Annotated in this window: 19 protein-coding genes; 8 read left to right on the top strand and 11 right to left on the bottom strand. The window is 63.9% G+C overall.

Translation table 11 applies throughout. From position 1 onward, the window contains the following. Positions 1–30 precede the first annotated feature (30 nt). Both ABFA30_RS19025 and ABFA30_RS19020 read right to left on the bottom strand, forming a co-directional pair. Entirely contained in the window at positions 31–2586 is a 2556-nt protein-coding gene (locus tag ABFA30_RS19025) for a PepSY domain-containing protein (protein WP_410046053.1), read from the bottom strand. Between the two features lie 103 nt (positions 2587–2689). Further along, on the bottom strand, positions 2690–4969 hold the full coding sequence (locus ABFA30_RS19020) for a TonB-dependent receptor (protein ID WP_225788625.1): 2280 nt from the start codon (positions 4967–4969) through the stop codon (positions 2690–2692). 219 nt (positions 4970–5188) lie between these two features. Here ABFA30_RS19020 and ABFA30_RS19015 point away from each other — a divergent pair, with 219 nt between their 5' ends. Together ABFA30_RS19015 and ABFA30_RS19010 are read left to right on the top strand one after the other, a co-directional pair. Next, positions 5189–5869 (top strand): Fe2+-dependent dioxygenase, encoded by a 681-nt coding sequence (locus tag ABFA30_RS19015; protein ID WP_225788626.1) that lies wholly within the window; start codon positions 5189–5191, stop codon positions 5867–5869. A gap of 3 nt (positions 5870–5872) precedes the next feature. Continuing rightward, complete coding sequence (locus ABFA30_RS19010; protein ID WP_225788627.1) at positions 5873–6622, top strand: tetratricopeptide repeat protein; 750 nt, start codon at positions 5873–5875, stop codon at positions 6620–6622. Between the two features lie 143 nt (positions 6623–6765). On the opposite strand, the gene ABFA30_RS19005 is transcribed toward ABFA30_RS19010, so the two are convergent. After that, on the bottom strand, positions 6766–7929 hold the full coding sequence (locus ABFA30_RS19005) for a type III PLP-dependent enzyme (protein ID WP_225788628.1): 1164 nt from the start codon (positions 7927–7929) through the stop codon (positions 6766–6768). Positions 7930–8546: 617 nt separating this feature from the next. On the opposite strand from ABFA30_RS19005, the gene ABFA30_RS19000 reads away from it, so the two are divergent. From ABFA30_RS19000 to ABFA30_RS18990, 3 genes are all read left to right on the top strand, one after another. Further along, entirely contained in the window at positions 8547–9032 is a 486-nt protein-coding gene (locus ABFA30_RS19000; protein WP_225788629.1) for an RNA polymerase sigma factor, read from the top strand. Positions 9033–9049: 17 nt separating this feature from the next. Further along, a complete protein-coding gene (locus ABFA30_RS18995; RefSeq protein WP_225788630.1) occupies positions 9050–10012 on the top strand; it encodes a FecR family protein in 963 nt (320 codons plus the stop codon). Positions 10013–10120: 108 nt separating this feature from the next. Further along, the gene (locus ABFA30_RS18990; RefSeq protein ID WP_410045795.1) at positions 10121–12550 is read left to right on the top strand and encodes a TonB-dependent siderophore receptor; all 2430 of its coding nucleotides are present in this window, start codon (positions 10121–10123) and stop codon (positions 12548–12550) included. A gap of 146 nt (positions 12551–12696) precedes the next feature. Here ABFA30_RS18990 and ABFA30_RS18985 read toward each other — a convergent pair whose 3' ends face one another. Genes ABFA30_RS18985 through ABFA30_RS18970 form a run of 4 tightly spaced genes read right to left on the bottom strand, consistent with a single transcriptional unit; the run spans position 12697 to position 16139 of the window. Beyond that, positions 12697–13854 (bottom strand): betaine/proline/choline family ABC transporter ATP-binding protein, encoded by a 1158-nt coding sequence (locus tag ABFA30_RS18985; RefSeq protein ID WP_253080771.1) that lies wholly within the window; start codon positions 13852–13854, stop codon positions 12697–12699. After that, positions 13851–14504 (bottom strand): ABC transporter permease, encoded by a 654-nt coding sequence (locus ABFA30_RS18980; RefSeq protein ID WP_225788633.1) that lies wholly within the window; start codon positions 14502–14504, stop codon positions 13851–13853. Before ABFA30_RS18980 ends, ABFA30_RS18985 begins: the two co-directional genes overlap by 4 nt. After that, complete coding sequence (locus ABFA30_RS18975) at positions 14501–15412, bottom strand: glycine betaine ABC transporter substrate-binding protein (protein ID WP_410045794.1); 912 nt, start codon at positions 15410–15412, stop codon at positions 14501–14503. The genes ABFA30_RS18980 and ABFA30_RS18975 overlap by 4 nt, the downstream gene beginning before the upstream one ends. A 16-nt stretch (positions 15413–15428) precedes the next feature. Next, positions 15429–16139 (bottom strand): ABC transporter permease, encoded by a 711-nt coding sequence (locus ABFA30_RS18970; protein WP_225788635.1) that lies wholly within the window; start codon positions 16137–16139, stop codon positions 15429–15431. Positions 16140–16570: 431 nt separating this feature from the next. On the opposite strand from ABFA30_RS18970, the gene ABFA30_RS18965 reads away from it, so the two are divergent. From ABFA30_RS18965 to ABFA30_RS18955, 3 genes are all read left to right on the top strand, one after another. Further along, positions 16571–16885: a type II toxin-antitoxin system RelE/ParE family toxin gene (locus tag ABFA30_RS18965; RefSeq protein ID WP_253080770.1), complete on the top strand. Its 315-nt coding sequence runs from the start codon at positions 16571–16573 to the stop codon at positions 16883–16885. Continuing rightward, complete coding sequence (locus tag ABFA30_RS18960) at positions 16851–17219, top strand: helix-turn-helix domain-containing protein (protein ID WP_410045793.1); 369 nt, start codon at positions 16851–16853, stop codon at positions 17217–17219. Before ABFA30_RS18965 ends, ABFA30_RS18960 begins: the two co-directional genes overlap by 35 nt. Before the next feature lie 106 nt (positions 17220–17325). After that, positions 17326–18909 carry a peptide chain release factor 3 gene (locus tag ABFA30_RS18955; RefSeq protein ID WP_225788638.1) on the top strand — a complete coding sequence of 528 codons (1584 nt, stop codon included), beginning with the start codon at positions 17326–17328 and terminating at the stop codon, positions 18907–18909. A 248-nt stretch (positions 18910–19157) separates the two neighbouring features. Here the strand turns inward: ABFA30_RS18955 and ABFA30_RS18950 are convergent, their stop codons facing one another. From ABFA30_RS18950 to ABFA30_RS18935, 4 genes are all read right to left on the bottom strand, one after another. Further along, positions 19158–20237: a polyamine ABC transporter substrate-binding protein gene (locus tag ABFA30_RS18950; protein ID WP_225788639.1), complete on the bottom strand. Its 1080-nt coding sequence runs from the start codon at positions 20235–20237 to the stop codon at positions 19158–19160. A gap of 56 nt (positions 20238–20293) precedes the next feature. Then, the gene (locus ABFA30_RS18945) at positions 20294–20635 is read right to left on the bottom strand and encodes a cupin domain-containing protein (RefSeq protein WP_225788640.1); all 342 of its coding nucleotides are present in this window, start codon (positions 20633–20635) and stop codon (positions 20294–20296) included. 32 nt (positions 20636–20667) lie between these two features. Further along, positions 20668–22074, bottom strand: a complete 1407-nt coding sequence (locus ABFA30_RS18940) for an NAD(P)/FAD-dependent oxidoreductase (RefSeq protein ID WP_225788641.1) — start codon at positions 22072–22074, stop codon at positions 20668–20670. A 64-nt stretch (positions 22075–22138) separates the two neighbouring features. After that, positions 22139–22948 carry a helix-turn-helix domain-containing protein gene (locus ABFA30_RS18935; protein WP_225788642.1) on the bottom strand — a complete coding sequence of 270 codons (810 nt, stop codon included), beginning with the start codon at positions 22946–22948 and terminating at the stop codon, positions 22139–22141. Positions 22949–23060 lie beyond the last annotated feature (112 nt).

The following is a 23060-nucleotide window of genomic DNA, read 5'->3' as shown; positions in this document are numbered from 1 at the left end:
AGGACGACCAAAGCACCACCGATTGACCGATCAATACACATCCCGCCGGTAGCGCCCATCCTCGATCAGGCGCTGCAGCACCTCGGCACCAAGAATACCCTCGAGCGCCGCATCCACCCCTGCGGCCATGCCCTGCAGGCTGCCGCAGACATACACGCAAGCACCGTCATTGACCCAGCGGCGCAGTTCATCGGCGTGTTGCACCAGCACATCCTGCACGTACACCTTCTGCGCCTGGTCCCGCGAGAATGCCAGGTCCAGGCGTGCGAGGTCACCGCTGGCCAGCCAGCCCTGCAACTGGTCGCCACAGAGAAAATCATGGGCGCGGTTGCGTTCGCCGAACAGCAGCCAGTTGTCCCGCTCGCCCGCCGCGATGCGCGCCTTGAGCAGGCTGCGCAAGCCGGCCAGGCCGGTGCCGTTGCCGATGAGCACCAGTGGCGCCGGCGCCTGGGGCAGATGGAAACCGCTGTTGCGGCGCAGGCGCAGGCTGACGCTGCCGTGCAGCGGCAGGTATTCGGTCAACCAGCCCGAGCCCAGGCCGAGATGACCGTCGGCATGGCGCTCCTGGCGCACGATCAGTTCCAGGACGCCATCGCTGGCGATGGAGGCGATGGAATATTCGCGGCTGCCGATGGGCACCAGCGCATCGACCAGTGCCTGGGCATGCAGCCCCACCAGGTGCCCGTGGCTGGCTGGCAACTGGCGGCTGGCCAAGGCTTGGCCGAGCCGTTCGCCGAGGCCGTCGACCTGCACCGGTGTGTCGGCATCCAGGCCCAGCCCAGCGAGCCAGGCGGCGACGCGGGCCTGCCCGTTGCGGGGCAGGATTTCCACCAGGTCGCCAGCCATCCAGCTCGCCGGTTCATCGGGCTGCAGGCCGAGCAGGTAGACTGGCGCGCCCTGGCTGCCCGGGTTGAGCAACTCGCGTCGGGCCAGGGTCCAGGTGCCGAAGCTCGGCGCCTGCCAGGCTGTCACCGGCTGGGTACCGGTCAACTGCGCCAGCGCCTGGTGCCACTGTTGCAAGGCCGCCTGGTCGGCGTTATCCACCTCCACCGGGCTGAAGGCGCTGGTGGCGCCGCGTTCGCCCAGCCAGGCCTGGAGCCGGCGGGCGAAGCCGCAGAAGTGCGGGTACTGGCGATCGCCCAGGGCCAGCAGGGCATAGCTGAGATTGTCCAGGGCCCACGGCTGGCCCAGCACCTTGCGTTCGAAGGCGCGGGCGCTGTCGGGCGCCTCGCCGTCACCGAAGGTACTGACCACGAACAGCGCACGCCGGGCCTGGCGCAGGTCGGTTTCGCCCAACTCGGCCAGCGGGCGCACGTGCACCGGCAGGCCGGCGGCCTGCAACTGGCCGGCGCTCTGCCAGGCCAGTTGCTCGGCGAAGCCGCTCTGGCTGGCGAAGCCGATCAGCCAACTGTCGCCGCCTGCCGAGGCGGGTGAGACGTTGCCACGGGCAGCGCGGACCTGGCGTTTCTTGCGCCGCCGGTCGAGGTACAGCAGCCAGCCGGTGACGAAGAACAGCGGCATGGTCAGGCTGGCGATGGTCACGATGATGCGCCCCGGCAGGCCGAAGTAGCTGCCCACGTGCAGGGCGTAGACGCTTTGCAGTAGCTGGGCCTTGAAGGACTTGTCGGTATAGCGTTCGTGGCGCTTCACCTGGCCGCTGGCCGGGTCCAGGGTCATGCTGTTGAAGGCGCGCTCGTGGGCGGCGTCGTCGAGCAGGTAGAACAGCGTGGCGGGCTGCCCGCCTGCCGGGGGCAGGCGCAGGTTGTAGATGAGCAGGCCCGGGCCGGCCGCGGCCTTGAGGTTGTTCCAGATGGCGTCGTAGTCGACCACCAGTGGCGCTGCGTTCTTGTCCGCGTTCTGCGGGCCATGGCGGCCACGCCCTTCGCCGCGCTTGTGCTGCTGGCCGGCGGCAGGTGCGTCGGCCAGTAGCTTGTTCAACCCCTCGCGATACCACTCGTAGGACCAGAACAGGCCGGTGAGGGCGAACAGCAGGTAGAACAGCAGGCACCAAGTACCGGCCACGGCGTGCAGGTCCCAGTTGAAGGCGCGGCCTTGCTTGGCCCAGTCGAAGGTCAACCAGGCTCGCCAGCTCAACGCCTGGCGTGGCCAGCGCAAGTACAGGCCGGACAGGCAGAAGAACACCAGCATCAGCGTGCAGGCGCCGGTGATCTGCCGGCCGGTATCGCCCATGGCCAGGAAACGGTGCAGTTGCAGCATCAGGCCGAAGAAGTCCTGGCCGGCGACATCGCCCTTGAGTTCGCCGGTGTACGGGTCGGCGTAGCGCAGCTGGCCACGACGCTCGCCAGGTGGTGGGGTGAAGAAGATCCGCGCAGCGTTGCCTTCGCGGGTATCGACCCACAGCATCGAAACCTTGTCGCCCTGGGCGGCTTCGACCCGGCGTACCAGCTCGGCGGGCGGCAATACCCCCTCCTGGCGGACTTCGACCTTGAGGACGTCCGGGTTGAACAGGCGCAGCAGTTCTTCCTGGAACGACCAGATGGCACCGGTGATACCCATCAAGGCCAGCACCAGCCCAGCGGTGATGCCAAAGAACCAGTGCAATTGAAACAGCGACTTCTTCACCACATCGTTCACCTTGTCTTGCCGCCTGGCGGGGCACGGCGTGCATTATGCCTTGGTACGCGAAAGCCCCGCGCATCGGAATGGGCGGGGCTTTCGAGCAGCGTCGTCAGAAGTGGACGCTGGTGGTCAGCAGGGCAGTGCGCCCGGCCGCCTGGTTGGCGAAGTGAGTGGAATACGCCTTGTCGTAGTAGACCTCGTTGGTGAGGTTCTGCACGTTCAGTTGCAGGTCGATGTTCTTGGTCAGTTTGTATGCCGCCATGGCGTCGTAGCGCACATAGCTGTCGACCATGGTGGTGTTGGCCACGCTGCCATACACGTCATCCACGTAGAAGGCGCCACCACCGACGGTCAGCTTCGGCGTGATCGCATAGGTGGTCCACAGGCTTGCACTGTTGTTCGGCGTGTTCGGCAGCTGGTTGCCGTCGTTGGCCTTGCCCAGCGGGCCACCATCGATCTGGCGAGCCTGCAGGTAGGTGTAGCCGGCGAACACCTGCCACTTGTCGGTGAGCTTGCCGCTGGCCGACAGCTCGATACCTTGCACGCGGGTTTCGCCGACGTTCTCGTAGCTGGCGGTGTCGACCTGGACGCGAGCGTTCTCCTTCTCGGTGCGGAAGATCGCAGCCGCCAGCGACAGGCGCTCGTCCAGCAGATCCCACTTGGTACCGATCTCGTAGTTGGTGGTTTCTTCCGGTTCCAGGTCGCTGCTCAGGATGTTGCCGCCACGGTCGGTGGTGCCTGGCAGCGGGTTGCCTTCTGTACCCTCGCCGAGCATGGCGCCTGGTGGCGTCGCGGACGTGGCATAGGAGATATAGACGCTGCCGTTCTCGGCCGGTTTCCACACCAGGCCCAACTGCCCGGTGAAGAACTCGCTCTTGTCGCGGCCTTTGGTCGGGACGCCGTCCTTGTTCACGACCGTTGCACCGGAGGCGTCGTAGGTACGGAACTTGGTGTCGAAATGGTCGTAACGCAGGCCCATGTTCAGCAGCCACTGGGGCGTCAGTTCCAGGGTGTCGAAGGCATAGATCGCACGCGTCTTGCTGTTGGTCTTGGTGCCCGCGTAGTTGCGCGAGACGGTGCCGTCCCAGGCGTCGTCCGGGTTCGGATCGCTCAGCGAGGTACAGCTACCGCCGTTGCCAGGGCCGGTGCAGGTGAGCTTGCCGTTCGGCGTTACCGTATAGCCCTGGCGATCGGACTCTTCCTTGGTGAACTCGACACCGGTGGAGAAGCTGTTCTTGAAACCGCCCACGAAGAACTCGCCGAACAGGTCGGTCTGGTTGGTGGTGGTGGCGGTGTTGCCCACGCGGGTGTTGGCGCGGCGCCATACACCGTTGTTGTTCACGTTGCCGGCGCTGTCGTCAGGCTGGGTCAGGACATAGTCCTGCATGCTGTTGCCGTGGCGCAGGGTGTTCTTGATGGTCAGCGAGTCGCTCAGGTCGTGCTCGATGGCGATGGTCGCGATGTCGGTGCGGGTCTTGCGGAAGTCGCGGTCGGTCAGGCCGTAGAAGTTGTCGCTGTCACCGCCATCGACCGGCTTGTCTGGATGGGCCGAGGTACGGGCACCGCTGCCGGCACGTGGAATGCTGTAGGGGATGCCCGAATCGGGCAGGTCATCGCTTTCCATGTGGTAGTAGTCGAGGTTCACCCGCGTCGGGGTGCCGAGGCCGAAGGCCAGGGAGGGGGCGATACCCCAGCGGTCGTAGTTGACCTTGTCGCGGCCGGCGACCTTGCTGTCGTGGGTCATCAGGTTGAGGCGCCCGGCCACGGTGTCGCTGAACTGGTAGTTGCCGTCGAGGGTGTAGCGCTGGGTCTGGTCGCTGCCCCAGGTGTAGGCGGCATCGAACGTGTTACCCAGGTGCGCGCGTTTGCTCACCAGGTTGATGGTGCCGCCAGCCGCGCCACGGCCGCCGATGGCCGAGTTCGGGCCCTTGGCCACTTCGACCGATTCGACGGCGAAGATTTCGCGGGTCTGGGCACCGGTGTCGCGCACGCCATCGAGGTAGGTGTCGCCCTGGGCATCGAAGCCGCGGATGAAAGGCCGGTCGCCTTGAGGGTTGCCACCTTCGCCAGCACCGAAGGTGATACCCGGTACGGTGCGCAGGGCGTCCTGCAGGGTGAGGGCGTTGGTGTCCTTGATCACCTGCTGCGGGATCACGGTGATCGAGCGCGGAGTATCCACCAGCGGCGCGGTGTATTTCTGCGACGAAGCCTTGTCGACCTTGTACTCGGTAGAAGCCTGTTCGGCCTTGCCGGTAACGCTGGTGGTGTCGAGGGTGATGGCACTGTTGGCAGCCGGATCGGCGGCATAGGCAGAGGTGGCGCCGATCGCCATGCCGATGGCGGAGACGAGCAGGCGTGGTGAACTCACAGCAGATGGTACGTGACGCATGTGTGGACCTTCCCCAAGGTGTGAAGGCCGCGGATCATAATGTAAGCAATTGTGACTAACAATTGAGAAGAGTTACCATTCGCTAGAAATTTACAATCTTTACAAATTCCCTTTACGGTTTTCCCCTGCTGAAACGTCTTGGGTGGCGAATGGGGCTTGTGAAGCGTAAAAGGGAATCAATATCATTGGCGCCCTATCTCCCTACCAGGTGCCGCCAGCATGCTGCTCCACATTCCCGGCCTGTTCGAGGTCGACGAACTCTCCCGCATCCGCGAAGCCCTGGAGCAGGCCGACTGGGCCGATGGCAAGGTCACCGCGGGTTATCAGTCAGCCAAGGCCAAGCACAACCTGCAGTTGCCCGAAGGGCACCCCCTGGGCAAGGAGATCGGCAGCGCCTTGATCGAGCGGCTGTGGCGCAACCCGCGTTTCATGTCGGCGGCGCTGCCGCACAAGGTCTTTGCGCCGCTGGTCAACTGCTACCGCGAAGGCGGCAATTTCGATTTCCATATCGACAATGCCTTGCGCCAGCCCAAGGGCAGCCCGGAGCGGGTGCGCACCGACCTGTCTTCGACGCTGTTCCTCAGCGACCCGCAGAGCTACGACGGCGGCGAGCTGGTGATCCAGGACACCTACGGTGTGCAGCAGGTCAAGCTGGCGGCGGGCGACATGGTGCTGTACCCCGGCACCAGCCTGCACAAGGTCAACCCGGTCACCCGCGGTGTGCGCTACGCGGCGTTCTTCTGGACCCAGAGCCTGGTGCGCGAGGACAGCCAGCGCGCGTTGTTGTTCGAGATGGACAATGCCATCCAGCAATTGACCGCCGATGTGCCGGATCACCCGGCGCTGCTGCAACTGACCGGCACCTACCACAACCTGCTGCGCCGCTGGGCCGAGGTCTGAGCCATGTCGTACCAGCTACGTCGTGAGCACGTGGTGGATGTCGCCGGGCTGCAGGCCATGCTCGAGGACAGCCCCGGCAAGGCCGCCCAGGCGATTCTCGCCGCGGCCGGGCAGGGCATCGTCGAGGCGCAGTTGCTGCTCGGGCAGATCCTGCTCGACGGGCGGGGCATCGAGCGCGATCCGCAGGTGGCCCGGCAATGGTTCGCCATTGCCGCCGAAAACGGCAGTCCCATGGCGCACAACATGCTCGGGCGTTGCCTGGAGCATGGCTGGGGCGGCGAGGTGGACCTGCCAGGGGCGGCGCGGCATTTCCAGCAGGCTGCGCGCGCAGGATTGGACTGGGGCCTGTACAACCTGGGCAACCTGCTGGCCACCGGGCGTGGCGTGCAAGCGAACCAGGCGCAGGCGCTCGCCTGCTACGAAAAGGCCGCGTACCTGGGGCATGCCAAGTCGATGAACCTGTACGGTCGTTACCTGGAGCAAGGCATCGCCACCCCGGCAAGCCCGGCACGTGCGCTGCGCTGGTACCGGCGCTCGGCCGAGGCGGGGGATTTTCGTGGCATGTTCAGCCTGGCGATGGTGTTGGTCGAGCGGGGGCAGATGGCCGAGGCCAGGCCTTGGCTGGAACGGGCACGGGAGGCGGGTAACCTGAACTTCCTGCGCAGCGCGCTGGCGACCTTGCTGGGTGGTGGGCCATTGTTGGCGGAGTATGCGGCGGCGTATGCCGGGGAGATCGAGCAGCGCGGCCTCTGAGGCATTGGAGGTCGCATCGGGGCTGCTTTGCAGCCCATCGCCGGCAAGCCCACGGAGTCCTCTGCATGGCTCATGATGAGTGAGCAGCGCTGCCCCTGGGAGCCGGCTTGCCGGCGATGGGCCGCGAAGCGGCCCCATGTTTCTTACAGGTAGTACGCCTTCAGCGGCGGGAAGCCGTTGAACTCCACCGCGCTGTAGCTGGTGGTATAGGCGCCGGTCGACAGCCAGTACAGGCGGTCGCCGATGGCCAGGTTCAGCGGCAGGCCGTACTTGTAGTGCTCGTACATGATGTCAGCGCTGTCGCAAGTAGGGCCGGCGATCACCACTTCTTCCATCTCCCCCTTCTTCTCTGTCCAGATCGGGAACTTGATGGCTTCGTCCATGGTTTCGATCAGGCCGGAGAACTTGCCCACGTCGGTGTACACCCAACGCTCGACCGCCGTACGCGACTTGCGCGCCACCAGCACCACTTCGCTGACCAGGATGCCAGCGTTGGCGATCAGCGAGCGGCCTGGCTCGAGGATGATCTCCGGCAGTTCGTCGCCGAAGTCTTCCTTGAGGAAGCGGATGATTTCCTCGGCATAGGTTTCCAGGCTGTTGGTGCGGGTAATGTAGTTGGCCGGGAAACCACCGCCCATGTTGATCATCTTCAGCTCGATGCCGTCTTCTTCCTTCAGGCGCTCGAAGATCACCTTGACCTTGGCGATGGCGGCATCCCACACGCTGATGTCGCGCTGCTGGGAGCCGACGTGGAAAGACACGCCATAAGGCACCAGGCCCAGGTCGCGGGCGAGGATCAGCAGGTCCATGGCCATGTCGGTCTGGCAGCCGAACTTGCGCGACAGCGGCCAGTCGGCGGTGGTGGAGCCTTCGGTGAGGATGCGCACGTAGACCTTCGAGCCCGGCGCGGCCTTGGCGATGTTGCGCAGGTCGGCTTCGGAGTCGGTGGCGTACAGGCGCACGCCCTTCTCGTAGAAGTAGCGGATGTCCCTGGACTTCTTGATGGTGTTGCCGTAGCTGATGCGGTCGGCGCTGACACCCTGGTTCATCACCTTGTCCAGCTCGTAGATCGAGGCGATGTCGAAGTTCGAGCCTTTGTCCTTGAGCAGGTCGATGATCTCGACCGCCGGGTTGGCCTTGACCGCGTAGTAGACCTTGGCGAACTCGAACCCGGCGCGCAGGTCGTCATAGGCCTGGCTGATCATCTGGGTGTCGATGAGTACGAACGGGGTTTCCTGCTTGTCGGCGAACGCCTTCATCTTCTGGAAGGTGTCGCGCGCGAAATAGTCTTCGACCTGGATCGACATGCTCAAGGGCTCCATGGGCAAACTGAAAAGGTAAGTGGCTGCAAACTGAACGTCCTCCGTATCCCCACTTTGGTTCGCCTACTTCCCAAGGCATGTCGCCGAAAGCAAAAAGGTCAACCGTGCCCGTGATACGGAGCGGCGGGTGACCTTGCTGTCTCGTCGTCAGTACTTGAGCCGGATGGATCGTTTCCAGCATGGACGTTCGGCGCGCACTTTAGGCGGTGAAGAAAGCAAGATCAACAGCCAATCCCGACGCGATCGTCGTGGATCGACGAGCAGTGCCTTGAATAACCGACTCATGTGACCCTCGGATGTTCCCCCCAGGATCACAAGCGTAAAAAATTGTGGAATGGAACCCGTTGGCCACTTCGCAGGTAGACCCGTGCCCACAAGGTCAGCGCTGTTTTCGGGGGGGTGCGGGTTGGCCTGCAATAGCGACCAGGTGTTCATATTTATGGCCACATGTTCCTGGCACGCCTGTGCATGAATCCCGTCATAAATTTTTTGTTACTGACGCCCTGGCGAGGCTTGGTCGGGCCATGGCATCGTCGATTTGCCGTCGTTGATGAGAAGCATTACTATTCGCGACCTCATCTGCCTCCCTGACGACCCCGACCGTGTCCGGACACAAAGGCTTTCTCGACCATTACCACGAGCTGATCGGCACCTGGACGCGCAAGCTGCGCAGCCGCCAGCAAGCCGAGGACCTCACCCACGACGCCTTCGTGCGGGTTCTGGAAAACCCGCGCGAACAGGTCGAGCAGCCCCGCGCCTACTTGCACCAGACCGCCCGCAACATCGCCGTGGATGGCTTTCGCCGCGAAGACCGGCGCCAGTCCCTGGAGCAGGAGGCGTTCGCGCCGGTCGGCGCGGGCAGCGGCGATCCGGAGGCCTATGTGCATGCCCTGGAGCTGGCCGACAGTGTCGAGCGGGCGTTGGCGCAACTGCCGGTCAATTGCCGGCGGGTCTTCATCTGGCAGAAGCTCGAAGGGCTGAGCCAGGCGGAGATCGCCGAGCGCATGGGTTTGACCAAGAACATGGTCGAAAAGTATATGATCCGCACGCTCCGACATCTGCGTGAGCACCTGGATGTGTCGAGATGAGTCAGGAGAGCCTTTTCATGAAACAGCACGGTGCCGATGCCGTCCGCGACCAGGCGGCCGAATGGTTCGCCCGCGTCCAGGATGCTCCCCAGGATGCCGAACTGCAGGCGCAATTGCGCCAGTGGCTCGCTGCGCATCCCCGGCACCGCGAGGAATATGAACAACTGGGCCGGCTGTGGCAGGCCGCCGACCTCATTCCTCGCCAGCACCTGGAGGCCCTGTGCCAACCCGAGCCCGTGCAGCGGTTGCCGCGTCGTCGCCTGTTGCGTCAGGCCCTGGCCGCTGGGGTCGCGCTGGCCGCGCTGGGGCTGGGGTGGAGCGGCTGGCAGTACCAGCGCCTGAACCATCACGCAGATCTGCAGACTGCCCTGGGTGAGCGTCGCCAGGTCGAGTTGCCCGATGGCTCGCACCTGGAACTCAATGGCGGTACCCACTTGCAGGTCGCGTTCAGCTCCGGCCGACGTCAAGTTTTGCTGACCGCTGGCGAGGCGATGTTCAGCGTGGCCCATGACGTCGACCGACCGTTCGTGGTCGACACCGCGCAAGGCAGCGTCACCGTGACCGGCACGCGCTTCGACGTGCGCCTGGACCCCGAGCGGACCCGCGTGGCAGTGGAGCAGGGCTCGGTGCGGGTCCGTGGGGCGGGCGACTCGCTGGCGCAGCTCAAGGCCGGCCAGGGTTCGCACATCGACCGACAGGGCAAGGTGGCCGCGCCCTATGCGGTCGACGCCGCTGCGCTGACCGCCTGGCGCCAGGGCAAGCTGGTATTCGACAACGCCACCCTCGAGGAGGTGGTCGCCGAGGTTTCCCGCTATCGTGCCCAGCCCTTGCGTGTCGCACCAGGCAAGGCGGCTGGCCTGCGCCTGTCCAGCACCTTCAGCGTCGACGATACCGACGCCTTGCTGCGAGCCCTGCCGAGCATCCTGCCCGTGGCGATCAAGACCTACGGCGATGGCTCCAGCGAAATTATCGCGAAGTAGATTCAGGTTTTTTTTCGCTCGTTCGTCTTCCCCGCCAACTGCAACTGCCAAGCATTCCCACTTGCATGCGGTTGGCGTTCATCCCGACTTTCAGGACCCTTCGACGACGTGAACAACAACAAACCTCTTCTTCGCCTGCGCACCCTGGCACTGGCCGTGGCGGTCAGTGCCGCCGCAACCCATGCCTATGCCGAGCAGGCGCCGGTCGCCTTGCAGATCCAGGCCCAGTCATTGGCCTCGGCCTTGGCCCAGCTCGGCCAGCAGACCAACCTGCAGCTGTTCTTCAGCCCGGAGCTCGTGGCTGGCAAGCAGGCCCCTGCGGTATCCGGCAACCTGGCGCCCGAGCAGGCCTTGCAGCAACTGCTGCAAGGCAGCGGGCTGACTTATGAGATGTCCCAGGACACCGTGGTGATCAAGCCCTCCCAGGGCGCGGGCGGCGCGACCCCCGGCAGCCTCGAGCTGGCGCCCACCGATGTGAAGGTGGTCGGCGACTGGCTGGGCGACGCCGAGCAGCGCGTCGTGCACAACCATCCCGGCGCGCGTACCGTGGTGCGCCGCGAGGCCATGGTGGAGAAGGGTGCGATGAACGTGAGCGACGTCCTGCGTGGCATTCCGGGCGTGCAGGTGCAGGACTCCAACGGCACCGGCGGCAGCGACCTGTCGCTCAACGTCGGCGTGCGCGGCCTGACCTCCCGCCTGTCGCCACGCTCGACCGTGCTGATCGACGGCATCCCGGCAGCCTTCGCCCCCTATGGCCAGCCGCAGCTGTCGATGGCGCCGATCTCCTCGGGCAACCTCGACAGCATCGACGTGGTGCGTGGCGCGGGTTCGGTGCGCTATGGCCCGCAGAACGTCGGTGGGGTGATCAACTTCGTCACCCGGGCGATCCCCGAGAAGGCCACTGGCGAGCTGGCCACTACCCTCGAAACCTCCCGCCACGGCGGTTGGAAGCACACCGAATCGGCATTCGTCGGCGGCACCGCCGACAATGGCCTGGGTGTCGCGCTGCTGTACACCGGGGTCAACGGCCATGGCTATCGCAGCAGCAACAACGACAACGATATCGACGACGTCATCCTCAAGACCCACTGGGCGCCCACCGAGCGCGACGAGTTCTGGCTCAACTTCCACTACTACGACGGCCGCGCCGACATGCCTGGCGGCCTGACCCAGGCCCAGTTCGACCATGACCCGTACCAGTCGGTACGCGACTACGACTACTTCAGCGGCCGGCGCAAGGACGTGTCGTTCAAGTGGCAGCGGCAGATCGACGACGCGACCCAGTTCGAGGTGCTGACCTACTACACCGACAGCTTCCGTGGCAGCGCCATCGCCGCTCGCGACATGAAGACCCTGTCGTCGTACCCGCGCAACTACCACACCTTCGCCATCGAGCCACGCCTGTCGCGGATCTTCTTCGTCGGCCCGACCACCCAGGAAGTCAGCGTCGGCTATCGCTACCTGAAGGAGGCCATGCGCGAGCAATCCACCCGCCTGGCGCTGATCGACAACGTACCGACGCCAACCCCGACCTCCGACGGCCATGTCTTCCAGGACCGCAGTGGCGGCACCGAGGCCAGCGCCTACTACATCGATGACAAGATCGACGTGGGCAACTGGACCATCACTCCAGGGATTCGCTTCGAGCACATCAATACCGACTGGCGCGACCGTCCGGTGCTGGATGCCAACTACAGACCGGTGCCGGAAAAGAACCGCAGCATCACCAGCAACGAGCCGCTGCCAGCCTTGAGCGTGATGTACCACCTGTCGGATGCCTGGAAGCTGTTCGCCAACTACGAGACGTCGTTCGGCAGCCTGCAGTACTTCCAGCTCGGCCAGGGCGGTGTCGGCGACAGTACCGCCAACGGCCTGGAGCCGGAGAAGGCCAAGACTTACGAGATCGGCACACGCTATGACGATGGCCATTTCGCCGGTGAACTGACGGCCTTTTACATCGACTTCGACGATGAGCTGCAATACATCAGCAACGATGTGGGCTGGACCAACCTGGGCGCTACCAAGCACCAGGGCATCGAAGCGTCGATGCGCTATGACCTGTCGGGCCTCGACCCGCGGCTGCAGGGCTTGTCGGCCAATGCCGGGTTCACCTACACCCGCGCTACCTACGAGGGCGAGATCCCTGGCTTCAAGGGCCGCGACCTGCCGTTCTACTCCCGCCAGGTGGTCACCGCCGGCCTGCGCTACCAGGTCGACCGCTGGACCTGGAACCTGGATGCCTACGCTCAATCCAAGCAGCGCGCCCCCGGTACCGGGATGAACGCCGACGGTAGCTTCAACGGCAACTACATCACCGAGCCCAGTGCCGACGGCCAGTATGGCGATATTCCAGGCTACGTGACCTGGCATGCCCGTGGTGGCTACGACTTCGGGCCGCAGCTGTCGAACCTGAAGTTGGCGGCGGGGGTGAAGAACATCTTCGACAAGCAGTACTACACCCGCTCGAGCGACAACAACGCGGGGTTGTATGTGGGTGAACCGCGGACCTTCTATGTGCAGGCCAGCGTCGGGTTCTAATGCCGAGGAGGGCCGCGTTGCGGCCCATCGCGGGCAAGCCCGCTCCCACAGGGGGGCCGCTGGGTGGAGTACCTGGGAGCCGGCTTGCCGGCGATTGGGGCGCGCAGCGACCCCAAGTTGACCGGCCGATATCCGGCACGCCTCGGTCAGGCGCCGACTGCCTCCGCCGGCGAGACGATGCTGGTCTTGCCCCCGCGCGAACGCCCCGAGCTCAGGTACGCCGCGATGGACTCCTGGGTCACCTCGCCAAGGAACACCTGCTCGGCATCCAGCACCGGCAACCAGGCGCGGTTGTACTCGTACATCCGCGATAGCAGGATGCGCAGGTGCTCGTCATGGGATGCAGTGGCGTTGAACGGGCGCAGGAAGTCGCCGCAGGTTCCCTGTTGACGGTGCATGTCGCGACGGCGCACGTAGCCGAGCGCCTTGTTCGCCGCGTCGGTGACCACCACGTAGCGACGGTCGTGCTCGTCGAGCAGTTCCAGGGCATCGTTCACCGGCGTTTGCGGGCTGACCGAGGGTGCGTTGTCCGCCGCGTCCTCGGCACGCACCAGCAACAGGCGCTTGAGGGTGCTGTCCTGGCCGACGAAGTCGCTGACGAAATCGTCTACCGGGTGGGCCAGCAGGGTATCCGGGTGGTCGAGCTGGAGCAGCTTGCCGGCACGGAAGATGGCGATCTTGTCGCCCAGCTTGATGGCCTCGTCGATGTCGTGGCTGACCATGATCACGGTCTTGTTCAGCGCCCGCTGCATCTCGAAGAATTCGTTCTGGATCATCTCCCGGTTGATCGGGTCGACCGCGCCGAACGGCTCGTCCATCAACAGCACCGGTGCTTCGGCGGCCAGGGCGCGGATCACGCCGATGCGCTGCTGCTGGCCACCGGACAGCTCGCGTGGGTAGCGCTGTAGGTAATGCTTGGGTTCGAGCTTGATCATGTTCATCAGCTCGCGGGCGCGCTCGTGGCACTTGTGCTTGTCCCAGCCGAGCAGGCGCGGGACCACGGTGATGTTCTCCTCGATGGTCATGTTGGGGAACAGGCCGATCTGCTGGATCACGTAGCCGATATGGCGGCGCAGGGTCACCTCGTCCAGGGCGCTGGTGTCTTCGCCATTGATGAACACCTGGCCGGAGGTCGGGGTGATCAGGCGGTTGATCATCTTCAGGGTGGTGCTCTTGCCGCAGCCCGAAGGGCCGAGGAAGACGCAGATCTCGCCTTCGTTGACGGTGAGGCTTACCGAGTCGACGGCTTTGACGTCCTTGCCGTTGACGTTGAAGGTCTTGCTGAGGTTCTTCAGTTCGATCATGGGCGCAGTCCTTCCGGAGTCAGGGCACGTTGCAGGGTTTGCAGAATCAGGTCGGCGATGATCGCCAGGAGGCTGACCAGCACGGCGCCGACCAGCAGCATGGACATGTCGCTGCGGCTGATGGAGGTGAGGATGAGTACACCCAGGCCGCCGGCACCGATGGTCGCGGCGATGGTCATGACGCCGATGTTCATGACCACGGCGGTGCGCACGCCGGCGAGGATCACCGGCACGGCGATGGGCAGCTCGACCATGCGCAGGCGCTGGCCGAAGGTCATGCCGATACCGCGCGCGGCCTCACGGATGCCGGGTTCGACATTGGTCAGGGCGAGGTAGGTGTTGCGCAGGATCGGCAGCAGGGAATACAGGAACACCGCAGTGATCGCCGGCAGCGGCCCCAGGCCCTGGCCGAACTTGGAATAGAACGGCAGCAGCAGGCCGAACAGGGCGATCGACGGTATGGTCAGCAGGACCGTGGCCGCAGCCTGCACGGGGCCGGCGACGGCGGGGAAACGGGTCATCAGGATGCCCAGCGGCACACCGAAGAGAATCGCCAGGCCCACGGCGATACCGACCAGGGCGATGTGCTGCCAGGTCAGTTGCACGACCTGGGCCCAGTCCAGGTGGACGAAAGTGTCGAGCAGGTTCATGGCTGTACCTCGCTGAAGGGATGCTGGCGCAGGAACTCGGCGGCCACGGTGGTCGGGCTCTGGTGCTCGACATCGACCTTGGCGTTGAGCTGGCGCATGGTCTGGTCGTCGAGCGTTTCGGCCAGGGGCTTGAGCAGCGCGGCCAGCTGTGGATTGGCGTCGAGGACCTGTTTGCGCACCACGGGGGCGGCGGTGTAGTCGGGGAAGTAGTGCTTGTCGTCTTCCAGCAGCTTGAGGTCGAAGGCGCTCAGGCGACCGTCGGTGGTGTACACCAGGCCGGCGAATACCTGGTCGTTGCGCAGGGCGGTATAGACCAGGCCCGCGTCCATCTGGCGGATGTTGGCGCGGCCGACCTGCAGGTCGTACATCGCCTTCAGGCCTTCCAGGCCGTCGGGGCGGTTGGCGAACTCGGTGTCCAGGGCCACCAGGTGCTTGCGTGCCTTTTCATCGCGCAGCACCTGGTTGAGCTGGCTGATGGTCGCGACCTGCGGGTAGGCCTCGGCGACCTTGCGCGGCAGGGCCAGGGCGTAGGTGTTGCTGAACCTCGAGGGCGTCAGCCAGACCAGGCCCTTCTGCGCATCCAGCGCCTTGACCCTGGCATAGGTGGCCTCGGCGCTGGGCATGCGCTCGTCGATGTGGTTGTAGGACACCAGCGAGACACCGGTGTACTCCCACATTAGGTCGAGCTGGCCGGTCTCCTGAGCCTGGCGGGCGAGGTTGCTGCCAAGGCCTGCGGTGACGCGCACGTCGAAGCCATTGGCACGCAGGTACTGTGCGGTGATCTCGGCGAGTACGGTCTGTTCGGTGAAGACCCGGGCGCCGATCCGCACCAGTGGTTTCTGCGCTGCTTGGGCAAATCCTGCGAACAGCAGGGCCGCGCCCAGCAGCAAGGCGATTCTTTTCTTCATGCAGTCCCTCTTCTTGTCAGGCCAGGCCACGTTCCAGCCAGCGCTTGCTGGAGAAGCTCACCAAGGCGTCGAGCAGCAGCGCCAGCAGCGCCGTGCAGGCCGCGCCCAGCAGCAGTTGTGGCTGGTTGTTCAGGGCGATGCCGGGGAAGATCAGGCTGCCCAGGCTGTTGGCACCGATCAAAAACGCCAGTGGCGCTGTACCCACGTTCAACGCCAGGGCCACGCGCACCCCGCCGACGATGATCGGCACGGCGTTGGGCAGTTCCACCTGCCAGAGCTGCTGGCGCGGGGTCATGCCGATGCCGGTGGCGGCTTCCTTGAGCGAGGCGGGCACGTTCTTCAGGCCTTCGTAGGTATTGCGCACGATGGGCAGCAGGGAGGCGAGGAACAGGGCGAAGATCGCCGGGCCTGCGCCGATGCCCAGGACACTCAGGGCGATGGCCAGAACGGCCAGGGGAGGGATGGTATTGCCAACGTTGAACAACTGCATGAAGCGCTCGGCCTTGTCGACCCGGTGCGGTCGACTCAAGGCAATGCCGGCGGGGATGCCCACGGCCAACGCCGCCGCCATCGAAGCCAGCACCAGGACCAGGTGCGCTTGCAGGTAGAAACCAAGATCGTCGCGGTAGCGCGCGATCGTGTCGATGCCGATCCAGTGGACCAGCAGGGCCAGGATGACGAGCACGGCGGCCCATCCCAACAGCCCTTTTCCGTAGCGTGCAGCCACAGGCGGACTCCTTTGTGTAGTCGGCGAGCACACCCCCGTGGCGGCCGGCCATTCCTGGCGGCGGGCAGTGTGGTCGCGAGTAGCAGCGTGGTGCCCAGCAGAGCTGTGCGGTCACGCCATGAGCCGAACCCCGTCGGGCCCGAAATGCAGGTGTTTCCAGCCCTGAACCGAGGCGGGTTGCAGGGGAGTGGACGTCTCCGTGGGGGTAAAGGTTCCCATCTGAAGCGGCATTTGGCCAGCGTTAATCACTGGCGAGTAGGAAATTTCACGCGAAAAAACAGCGTGGATATTACTTGTGGACGTTGAATCACCTGCTTTTCGAGCACATCCCTATCTCTCCATGGTCATTCGAAAATTTTCCGAGTAATCCCTTGAAGGAATATTCTCTTGGAGGTATTTTTTTGTGGTCTATAGGGATGTGTCTGGAGTTCATGACCGAGTTCGAAAGGTTGGCAGAGGCGGTTCAGGATGAACTGCTGGCTCAGCTTCACCTGCTCGAACGCTGGGGCCCTGCGTTGGGACGCCCTCGCGTAGATACGCTCAAAGGCTCAAGGCATTCGAATATGAAAGAGTTGCGCTTCAATGCTGATGGTGGTGTATGGCGAGTGGCGTTCGCCTTCGATCGTTCTCGTTGTGCGCTTCTGTTGGTGGCTGGCGATAAGGCGGGCATCAATGAACGCAGGTTCTACAGGCACCTGATCGACCGTGCCGATGAGTGGTTCGATCGGCACCTGTCCAGAGGTTGAAAGCATGTACAAGACACTTGATGACGTAATGAACGGCCTTTCACCTGAGCGCAGGGCGAGGGTGGAGGAGCGCGGTCGCGAATTGGTCCGTGAAGAAATGACGCTTCGAGCGCTGCGTAAACAGCTCCAGATCACCCAGGAGGATCTGGCTGAACGTCTCGACATCCGTCAAGGCAATGTTTCGAAAGTCGAGAATCGCAGCGACATGCTGATATCTACTCTGCGTGGCTATGTGGAGGCCATGGGCGGCAGGCTGGAGCTGGTGGCCCACATGCCCGGTCGAGCACCCGTCACGATCGAAGGGTTCGCAGAGGATCCGATTTCTCGCAGCTAGGGTGTCGAGGCCAAGGGGCGTCCGGTCTGGCGGCAGCTATTTTGGCCTGACGCCCGACTTCAGGTATGATACTGCCCCTTTTTGATCCCCAGTCAGGCGATTTCCCATGACCAACCAGGCCGCCGAAGTCGCGAAACGCCGCACTTTCGCAATCATTTCCCACCCTGACGCCGGTAAGACCACCATCACCGAGAAGCTCCTGCTGATGGGCAAGGCCATTGCCGTCGCCGGTACCGTGAAGTCGCGCAAGTCCGACCGCCACGCCACTTCCGACTGGATGGAAATGGAAAAGCAGCGCGGTATCTCCATCACCACCTCGGTGATGCAGTTCCCCTACCGCGAACACATGATCAACCTGCTCGACACCCCCGGCCACGAGGACTTCTCGGAAGACACCTACCGCACCCTGACGGCGGTGGACTCGGCGCTGATGGTGCTCGACGGCGGTAAGGGCGTCGAGCCGCGGACCATCGCCCTGATGGATGTCTGCCGCCTGCGCGACACGCCGATCGTCAGCTTCATCAACAAGCTCGACCGCGACATCCGCGACCCGATCGAGCTGCTCGACGAGATCGAGGCGGTGCTGAAGATCAAGGCTGCGCCGATCACCTGGCCGATCGGCTGCTACAAGGACTTCAAGGGCGTCTACCACCTGACCGGCGACTACATCGTGGTCTATACCCCCGGCCATGGTCATGAGCGCACCGAAGCGAAGATCATCGAGAAGCTGGACTCCGACGAAGCCCGCGCGCACCTGGGCGACCAGTACGATGCGTTCGTCGAGCAGCTCGAGCTGGTGCAAGGTGCCTGCCATGCGTTCGACCAGGACGAGTTCATCAATGGCCAGCTGACCCCGGTGTTCTTCGGCACTGCGCTTGGCAATTTCGGTGTCGACCACGTGCTCGATGCCGTGGTCGACTGGGCGCCACGCCCGCTGGGCCGCGTTGCCCACGAGCGTACCGTCGAGCCGACCGAGGAGAAGTTCAGCGGCTTCGTGTTCAAGATCCAGGCGAACATGGACCCCAAGCACCGCGACCGCATCGCCTTCATGCGCATCTGCTCGGGCAAGTACGAGAAGGGCATGAAGATGCGCCACGTGCGCCTGGGCAAGGACCTGCGCATCGGCGATGCGCTGACCTTCTTCTCATCCGAGCGCGAGCAACTGGAAGAGGCCTATGCCGGTGACATCATCGGCCTGCACAACCACGGCACCATCCAGATCGGCGACACCTTCAGCGAAGGCGAGGTGCTGGGCTTCACGGGTATCCCGCACTTCGCACCGGAGCTGTTCCGCCGCGTGCGCCTGAAGGACCCGCTCAAGTCCAAGCAACTGCGCCAGGGCCTGCAACAGTTGGCCGAGGAAGGCGCGACCCAGGTGTTCTTCCCCGAGCGCAGCAACGACATCATCCTCGGTGCGGTCGGTGTGCTGCAGTTCGACGTGGTCGCCAGCCGCCTGAAGGAAGAGTACAAGGTCGAGTGCGCCTATGAGCCGATCACTGTCTGGTCGGCGCGCTGGATCAGCTGCGACGACAAGAAGAAGCTCGAGGACTTCAAGAACAAGGCCATGGAGAACCTGGCCATCGACGGTGGCGGTCACCTGACCTACCTGGCACCGACCCGGGTCAACCTGTCGCTGATGGAAGAGCGCTGGCCGGATGTGAAGTTCCGCGCGACGCGCGAGCACCACTGATTCAGCCTCAAGCTGCAAGCTGTTCACTTAAGTCTGATGTGACATCGATTGGGGCTGCCTTGCAGCCCTTCGCGGGCGAGCCCGCTCCCACAGGATCGTGCATTCCTTGAGGTTTGCAGCGTACTTGTGGGAGCGGGCTTGCCCGCGAAGGGCCGCAAGGCGGCCCCAATGGCTTAAGTGAACGGTATTAGACCGCAGGCACGCCTGTTTTCCCTTGCAGCTCGAAGCTTGTCATTGGCCGGAGCTCGTCAGTGCCCCGCCTTGATGCTGGTCCAGAGGCGCGTCCTGATGCGGTCGATTTTCGCCGGCATGGCCTGCAGTGCATACAGCTTGCCCATCACTTCCTCGCTCGGGTAAATCATGCTGTTGCTCTTCATTGCTGAATCCACCAGCCCATCGGCCTTGAGGTTGCCGTTGGCGTACTGCACATGGTTACTGATATTGGCCATCACCTCGGGTTGCAGTAGGTAGTTCATGTAGGCATATCCTGCCTTCTCGTCTGGCGCATCGGCCGGCATGGCGACCATGTCGAACCACATCGGCGCGCCTTCCTTCGGGATCGAATAGCCCACCTTCACGCCGTTCTTCGCTTCTTGCGCACGGTTCTTCGCCTGTAGCACATCGCCCGAAAAACCCACCACCACGCACACATCGCCATTGGCCAGATCGCCTGTGTACTTGGAGGAGTGGAAGTAGCTGATGTACGGTCGCGCCTTCATCAGCAGCTCCTTGGCCTTGTCGTAGTCCTTCGGGTCCTGGCTGTGGTGCGGCAAGCCCAGGTAGTGCAGGGCGATTGGCAGCAGCTCTGGGCCATTGTCCAGCACTGCCACGCCACAGCTTTTGAGTTTGGAAATGTACTCAGGCTTGAAGATCAAGTCCCAGGAGTCCACCGGGGCGTCGTCTCCGAGCACGGCCTTGACCTTGTCGATGTTGTAACCGATGCCGGTACTGCCCCACAGGTAGGGGAAACCGTACTGGTTGCCGGGGTCGTTGACCTCCAGCGCCTTGAGCAGCACCGGGTTTAGGTTGTGCCAGTTGGGCAACTGCGATTTGTCCAGCTTCTTCAGGGCCTTGCCCTGGATCTGCCGGGCCATGAAATGGTTGGAGGGGAATACCACGTCGTAGCCGGAGTTGCCGGTCATCAGCTTGCCATCGAGGGTTTCGTTACTGTCGAAGACGTCGTAGGTCGGCACGATGCCAGTGGTTTGCTGGAAATGTTTCAGTGTGTCCGGGGCGATGTAGCTGGACCAGTTGTAGATCTTCACCGACTCAGTGGCATTGGCCACGCAGGCGACCAACATCAGGGGAGCGAAAATAATCGTGCGCATGTCCGGTTTACCTTGCTTTGTCTGTTGTTATCGAAGGGCGGCAGGCGATTGGCGGTTCAGAAAATCAGGACGTAGGTCTTGCGCACCGTTTCCTGGATGTCCCAGGTGCCGGTGCTGTTGGCCGGTAGCATCAGGGCATCTCCGGCTTCTATGTGCAGGGGCTCGCCACCATCGGGGGTGAAGGTGCAGCGGCCTTTGATGAAGTGGCAGAACTCCTGTTGCACGATCTGCCGGCGCCAGCGCCCTGGGGTGCACGCCCAGATGCCCGTCTCGACGCCATCGCTACGCTCGACGCAGGTGACAGACGTCACGGCCACGGGCTCGCCGATGGGTGCCGCGACGGGGTTGGAGCTGCCTAGCTCCGTGCTGTCGGTGTGTTTGAAGTGGGTAATGCTCATGACCGGTGGATCCTGTGTGAGGGGAAGGGGAGTCAGTGCATGAAGCTTTCCATGAAGTCCGCAAGCGAGCTGGCCAGGCGCCGCCTCCAGGGCGCATTGGCGGGGTTGGCGAGGGTCCGGTCCTCGTGGACGAAACTCTGGATGATCGCGTTGTAGCCCAGCCAGCGGCATGGCTCGGGCGGCCAGGTGGCCAGGCTCGACAATGGGCGGTTGTCGAGCACCCATGGTTGTGCGGTCAGTTCGTTGTGCTGGTCGAGGATCAGCGCGGCCAGCGTGCGGCCGCCGAGATTGGTGGCGCCAACCCCCTCGCCGCCATAGCCGCCTGAAAGGGCAACGCCGCGTTGGCGATCACAGAGCATGTGCGGACGGAAGCGTCGGGCCATGCCCAGGTTGCCGCCCCAGGAGTGGGTGATGCGTACATGTTTGAGCTGCGGGAACAACTCGCTGAACAGGTAGCGGCGTAGTTCTATTTCTGCCGGGTTCAGGTTGAAGTTGTCGCGCAGCCGGCCGCCGAAACGGTAGCCACCGCGCGCGCCGAATACCAGGCGGTTGTCGGCGGTGCGCTGGCCGTAGGTGACCTGGCGGCTGTTCTCGCTGAAGGCTTGCCCTTGGGACAGGCCGATCTGTGCCCAGGTCGACTCGGGCAGTGGTTCGGTGGCCACAAGCAGGCTTTGCACCGGCAGTTGATGTTTACCCAGCGGTGGCAGGCTGGCCGCGTAACCCTCCACGGCGGGCACCATCCACTGGCAACGAATGCGTGACAGGGGAGTACGCACTTGACCGGGCTGCCAGTCGATGGCTGGAGTGTTTTCGTAGATCGGCACACCGAGGCTTTCCACGGCTCGGGCCAGGCCGCGCGCCAGCTTGGCCGGCTGGATGGTCGCGGTGTGCGGGCTGAAGATCGCGCCGTAGGCATTGCTCACCCGCAGTTGTGCATCCAGTTGATCGGGACGCAGCCAGCGATAATCGTGTTCGTTCATGCCTAGGCGATAGAGGCCGTCGAGGTAGGCGCGCAGGCTGCGTTCCTGTTCCGGATAGCGAGCGGCGCAATAGAGCACGCCACCCTTGCGGTAGTCGCAGTCGATGGCCTCGCGTTGCAGCACGGCGTGGACTTCGTCGGGAATGCCGTGCAGCAGGTCGATGCTGGCGCGGCGCTGTTGCGGCGACAGGGTGGCGAGCAGGCGATCTTCGCCAAGCAGGTTGCCCATCAGCCAGCCGCCATTGCGTCCCGAGGCGCCGAAGCCGGCGATCTTGGCTTCGATCACGGCGATGTTCAACTGCGGTGCCTGACGCTTGAGGTAGTAGGCGGTCCACAGGCCGGTGTAGCCGGCGCCGATGATGCACACATCCAGGTCGAGGTCCTGTTGCAATGCCGGGCGGGCGCTGAGTGGCTCGTCGAGCTGGTCCATCCAGAGGCTGATCGTGCGCCAGGGTTGCATCAGGTTCGGCTCCACATCGATGAAGGTCTGTGGGCGATCCTAGTGTCATGCGGTGGGGGCTGTCTTACGTGCGTGCACGCAGGGAAATCTGCTTCAGGTAGGCCTTGGGCGAGAGCCCGGTATGTTCGCGAAAGCACTTGTAGAAGGCCGATAAGGAATTGAAGCCCGCATTGAAAGCCAGGTCTTCGATCGAGGCCTTGAGGCTGTCATCGTCGAGGCTGGCCATCAGGTGTTGCAGACGTGCCTGGTTGACGTAGCGGTAGAAGCTCTGCCCCAGCACCTGGTTGAGCAGGTAGGAGATCTGGTTACGGCTGTAGCCACTGGCGTCGGCGACCTGTTGCAGGTCCAGCTCCGGGTCGAGGTAGGGGCGTTGACGCTGGAAATAGTATTCCAGGTCCTGGGCCATGCTGCTCAACTGGCGTGGTGACAGGCCCAGGCGGCTAGTGGCGGGCCGTGGGCCCGAACGGGGGGTGCTGTCGTTCGAACGGCGCACCAGGGTGGCGTATTCATTGACCCGCCAGATCAGCCCGTCCTTGACGGTGATCGCCTCGCTCGACTGGAAGGCCACCAAGCCCTCACCGCCTTGGACCGTCACTTGATACTGGATGAACGCGGTACAGCCGTCGACGCGGATGCGGTCGCTATGGACGATGTCCTCGTCGGCTTCATGAGGCAGGCAGCCGCGCACGTAGTCGCGCAGCTCATCGAAGCCGAGCACGCGGTTCTGGAAAAAGTCGTGGTACTGGATGTCGGCATGGTACAGCGCCATTACCCCGTCCAGGTCGCGGTGCTTCCAGCACAGGTGGTAGCGCAGTACCGTTTCGGCGGTGAGCGCGGTCTGCTCGGGGCCGTCGGGGAGGGTGCTCGTCGTCATGGACGGGGATAGTGCCTTGACCTGGCCATGGGTGACAAGATCAGGGGGGTGACCATTCGCAGGCTGCCCCAATGCCCGTCAAGGCTTTGCAACTGCCATTTGGGCCACTCCC

The organism is Pseudomonas sp. HLMP (genome assembly GCF_046365545.1).
Classification (GTDB): domain Bacteria; phylum Pseudomonadota; class Gammaproteobacteria; order Pseudomonadales; family Pseudomonadaceae; genus Aquipseudomonas; species Aquipseudomonas guariconensis_B.
Note: the sequence above shows the minus strand (reverse complement) of the source record. Positions and strands in the feature narration are given on the sequence as shown.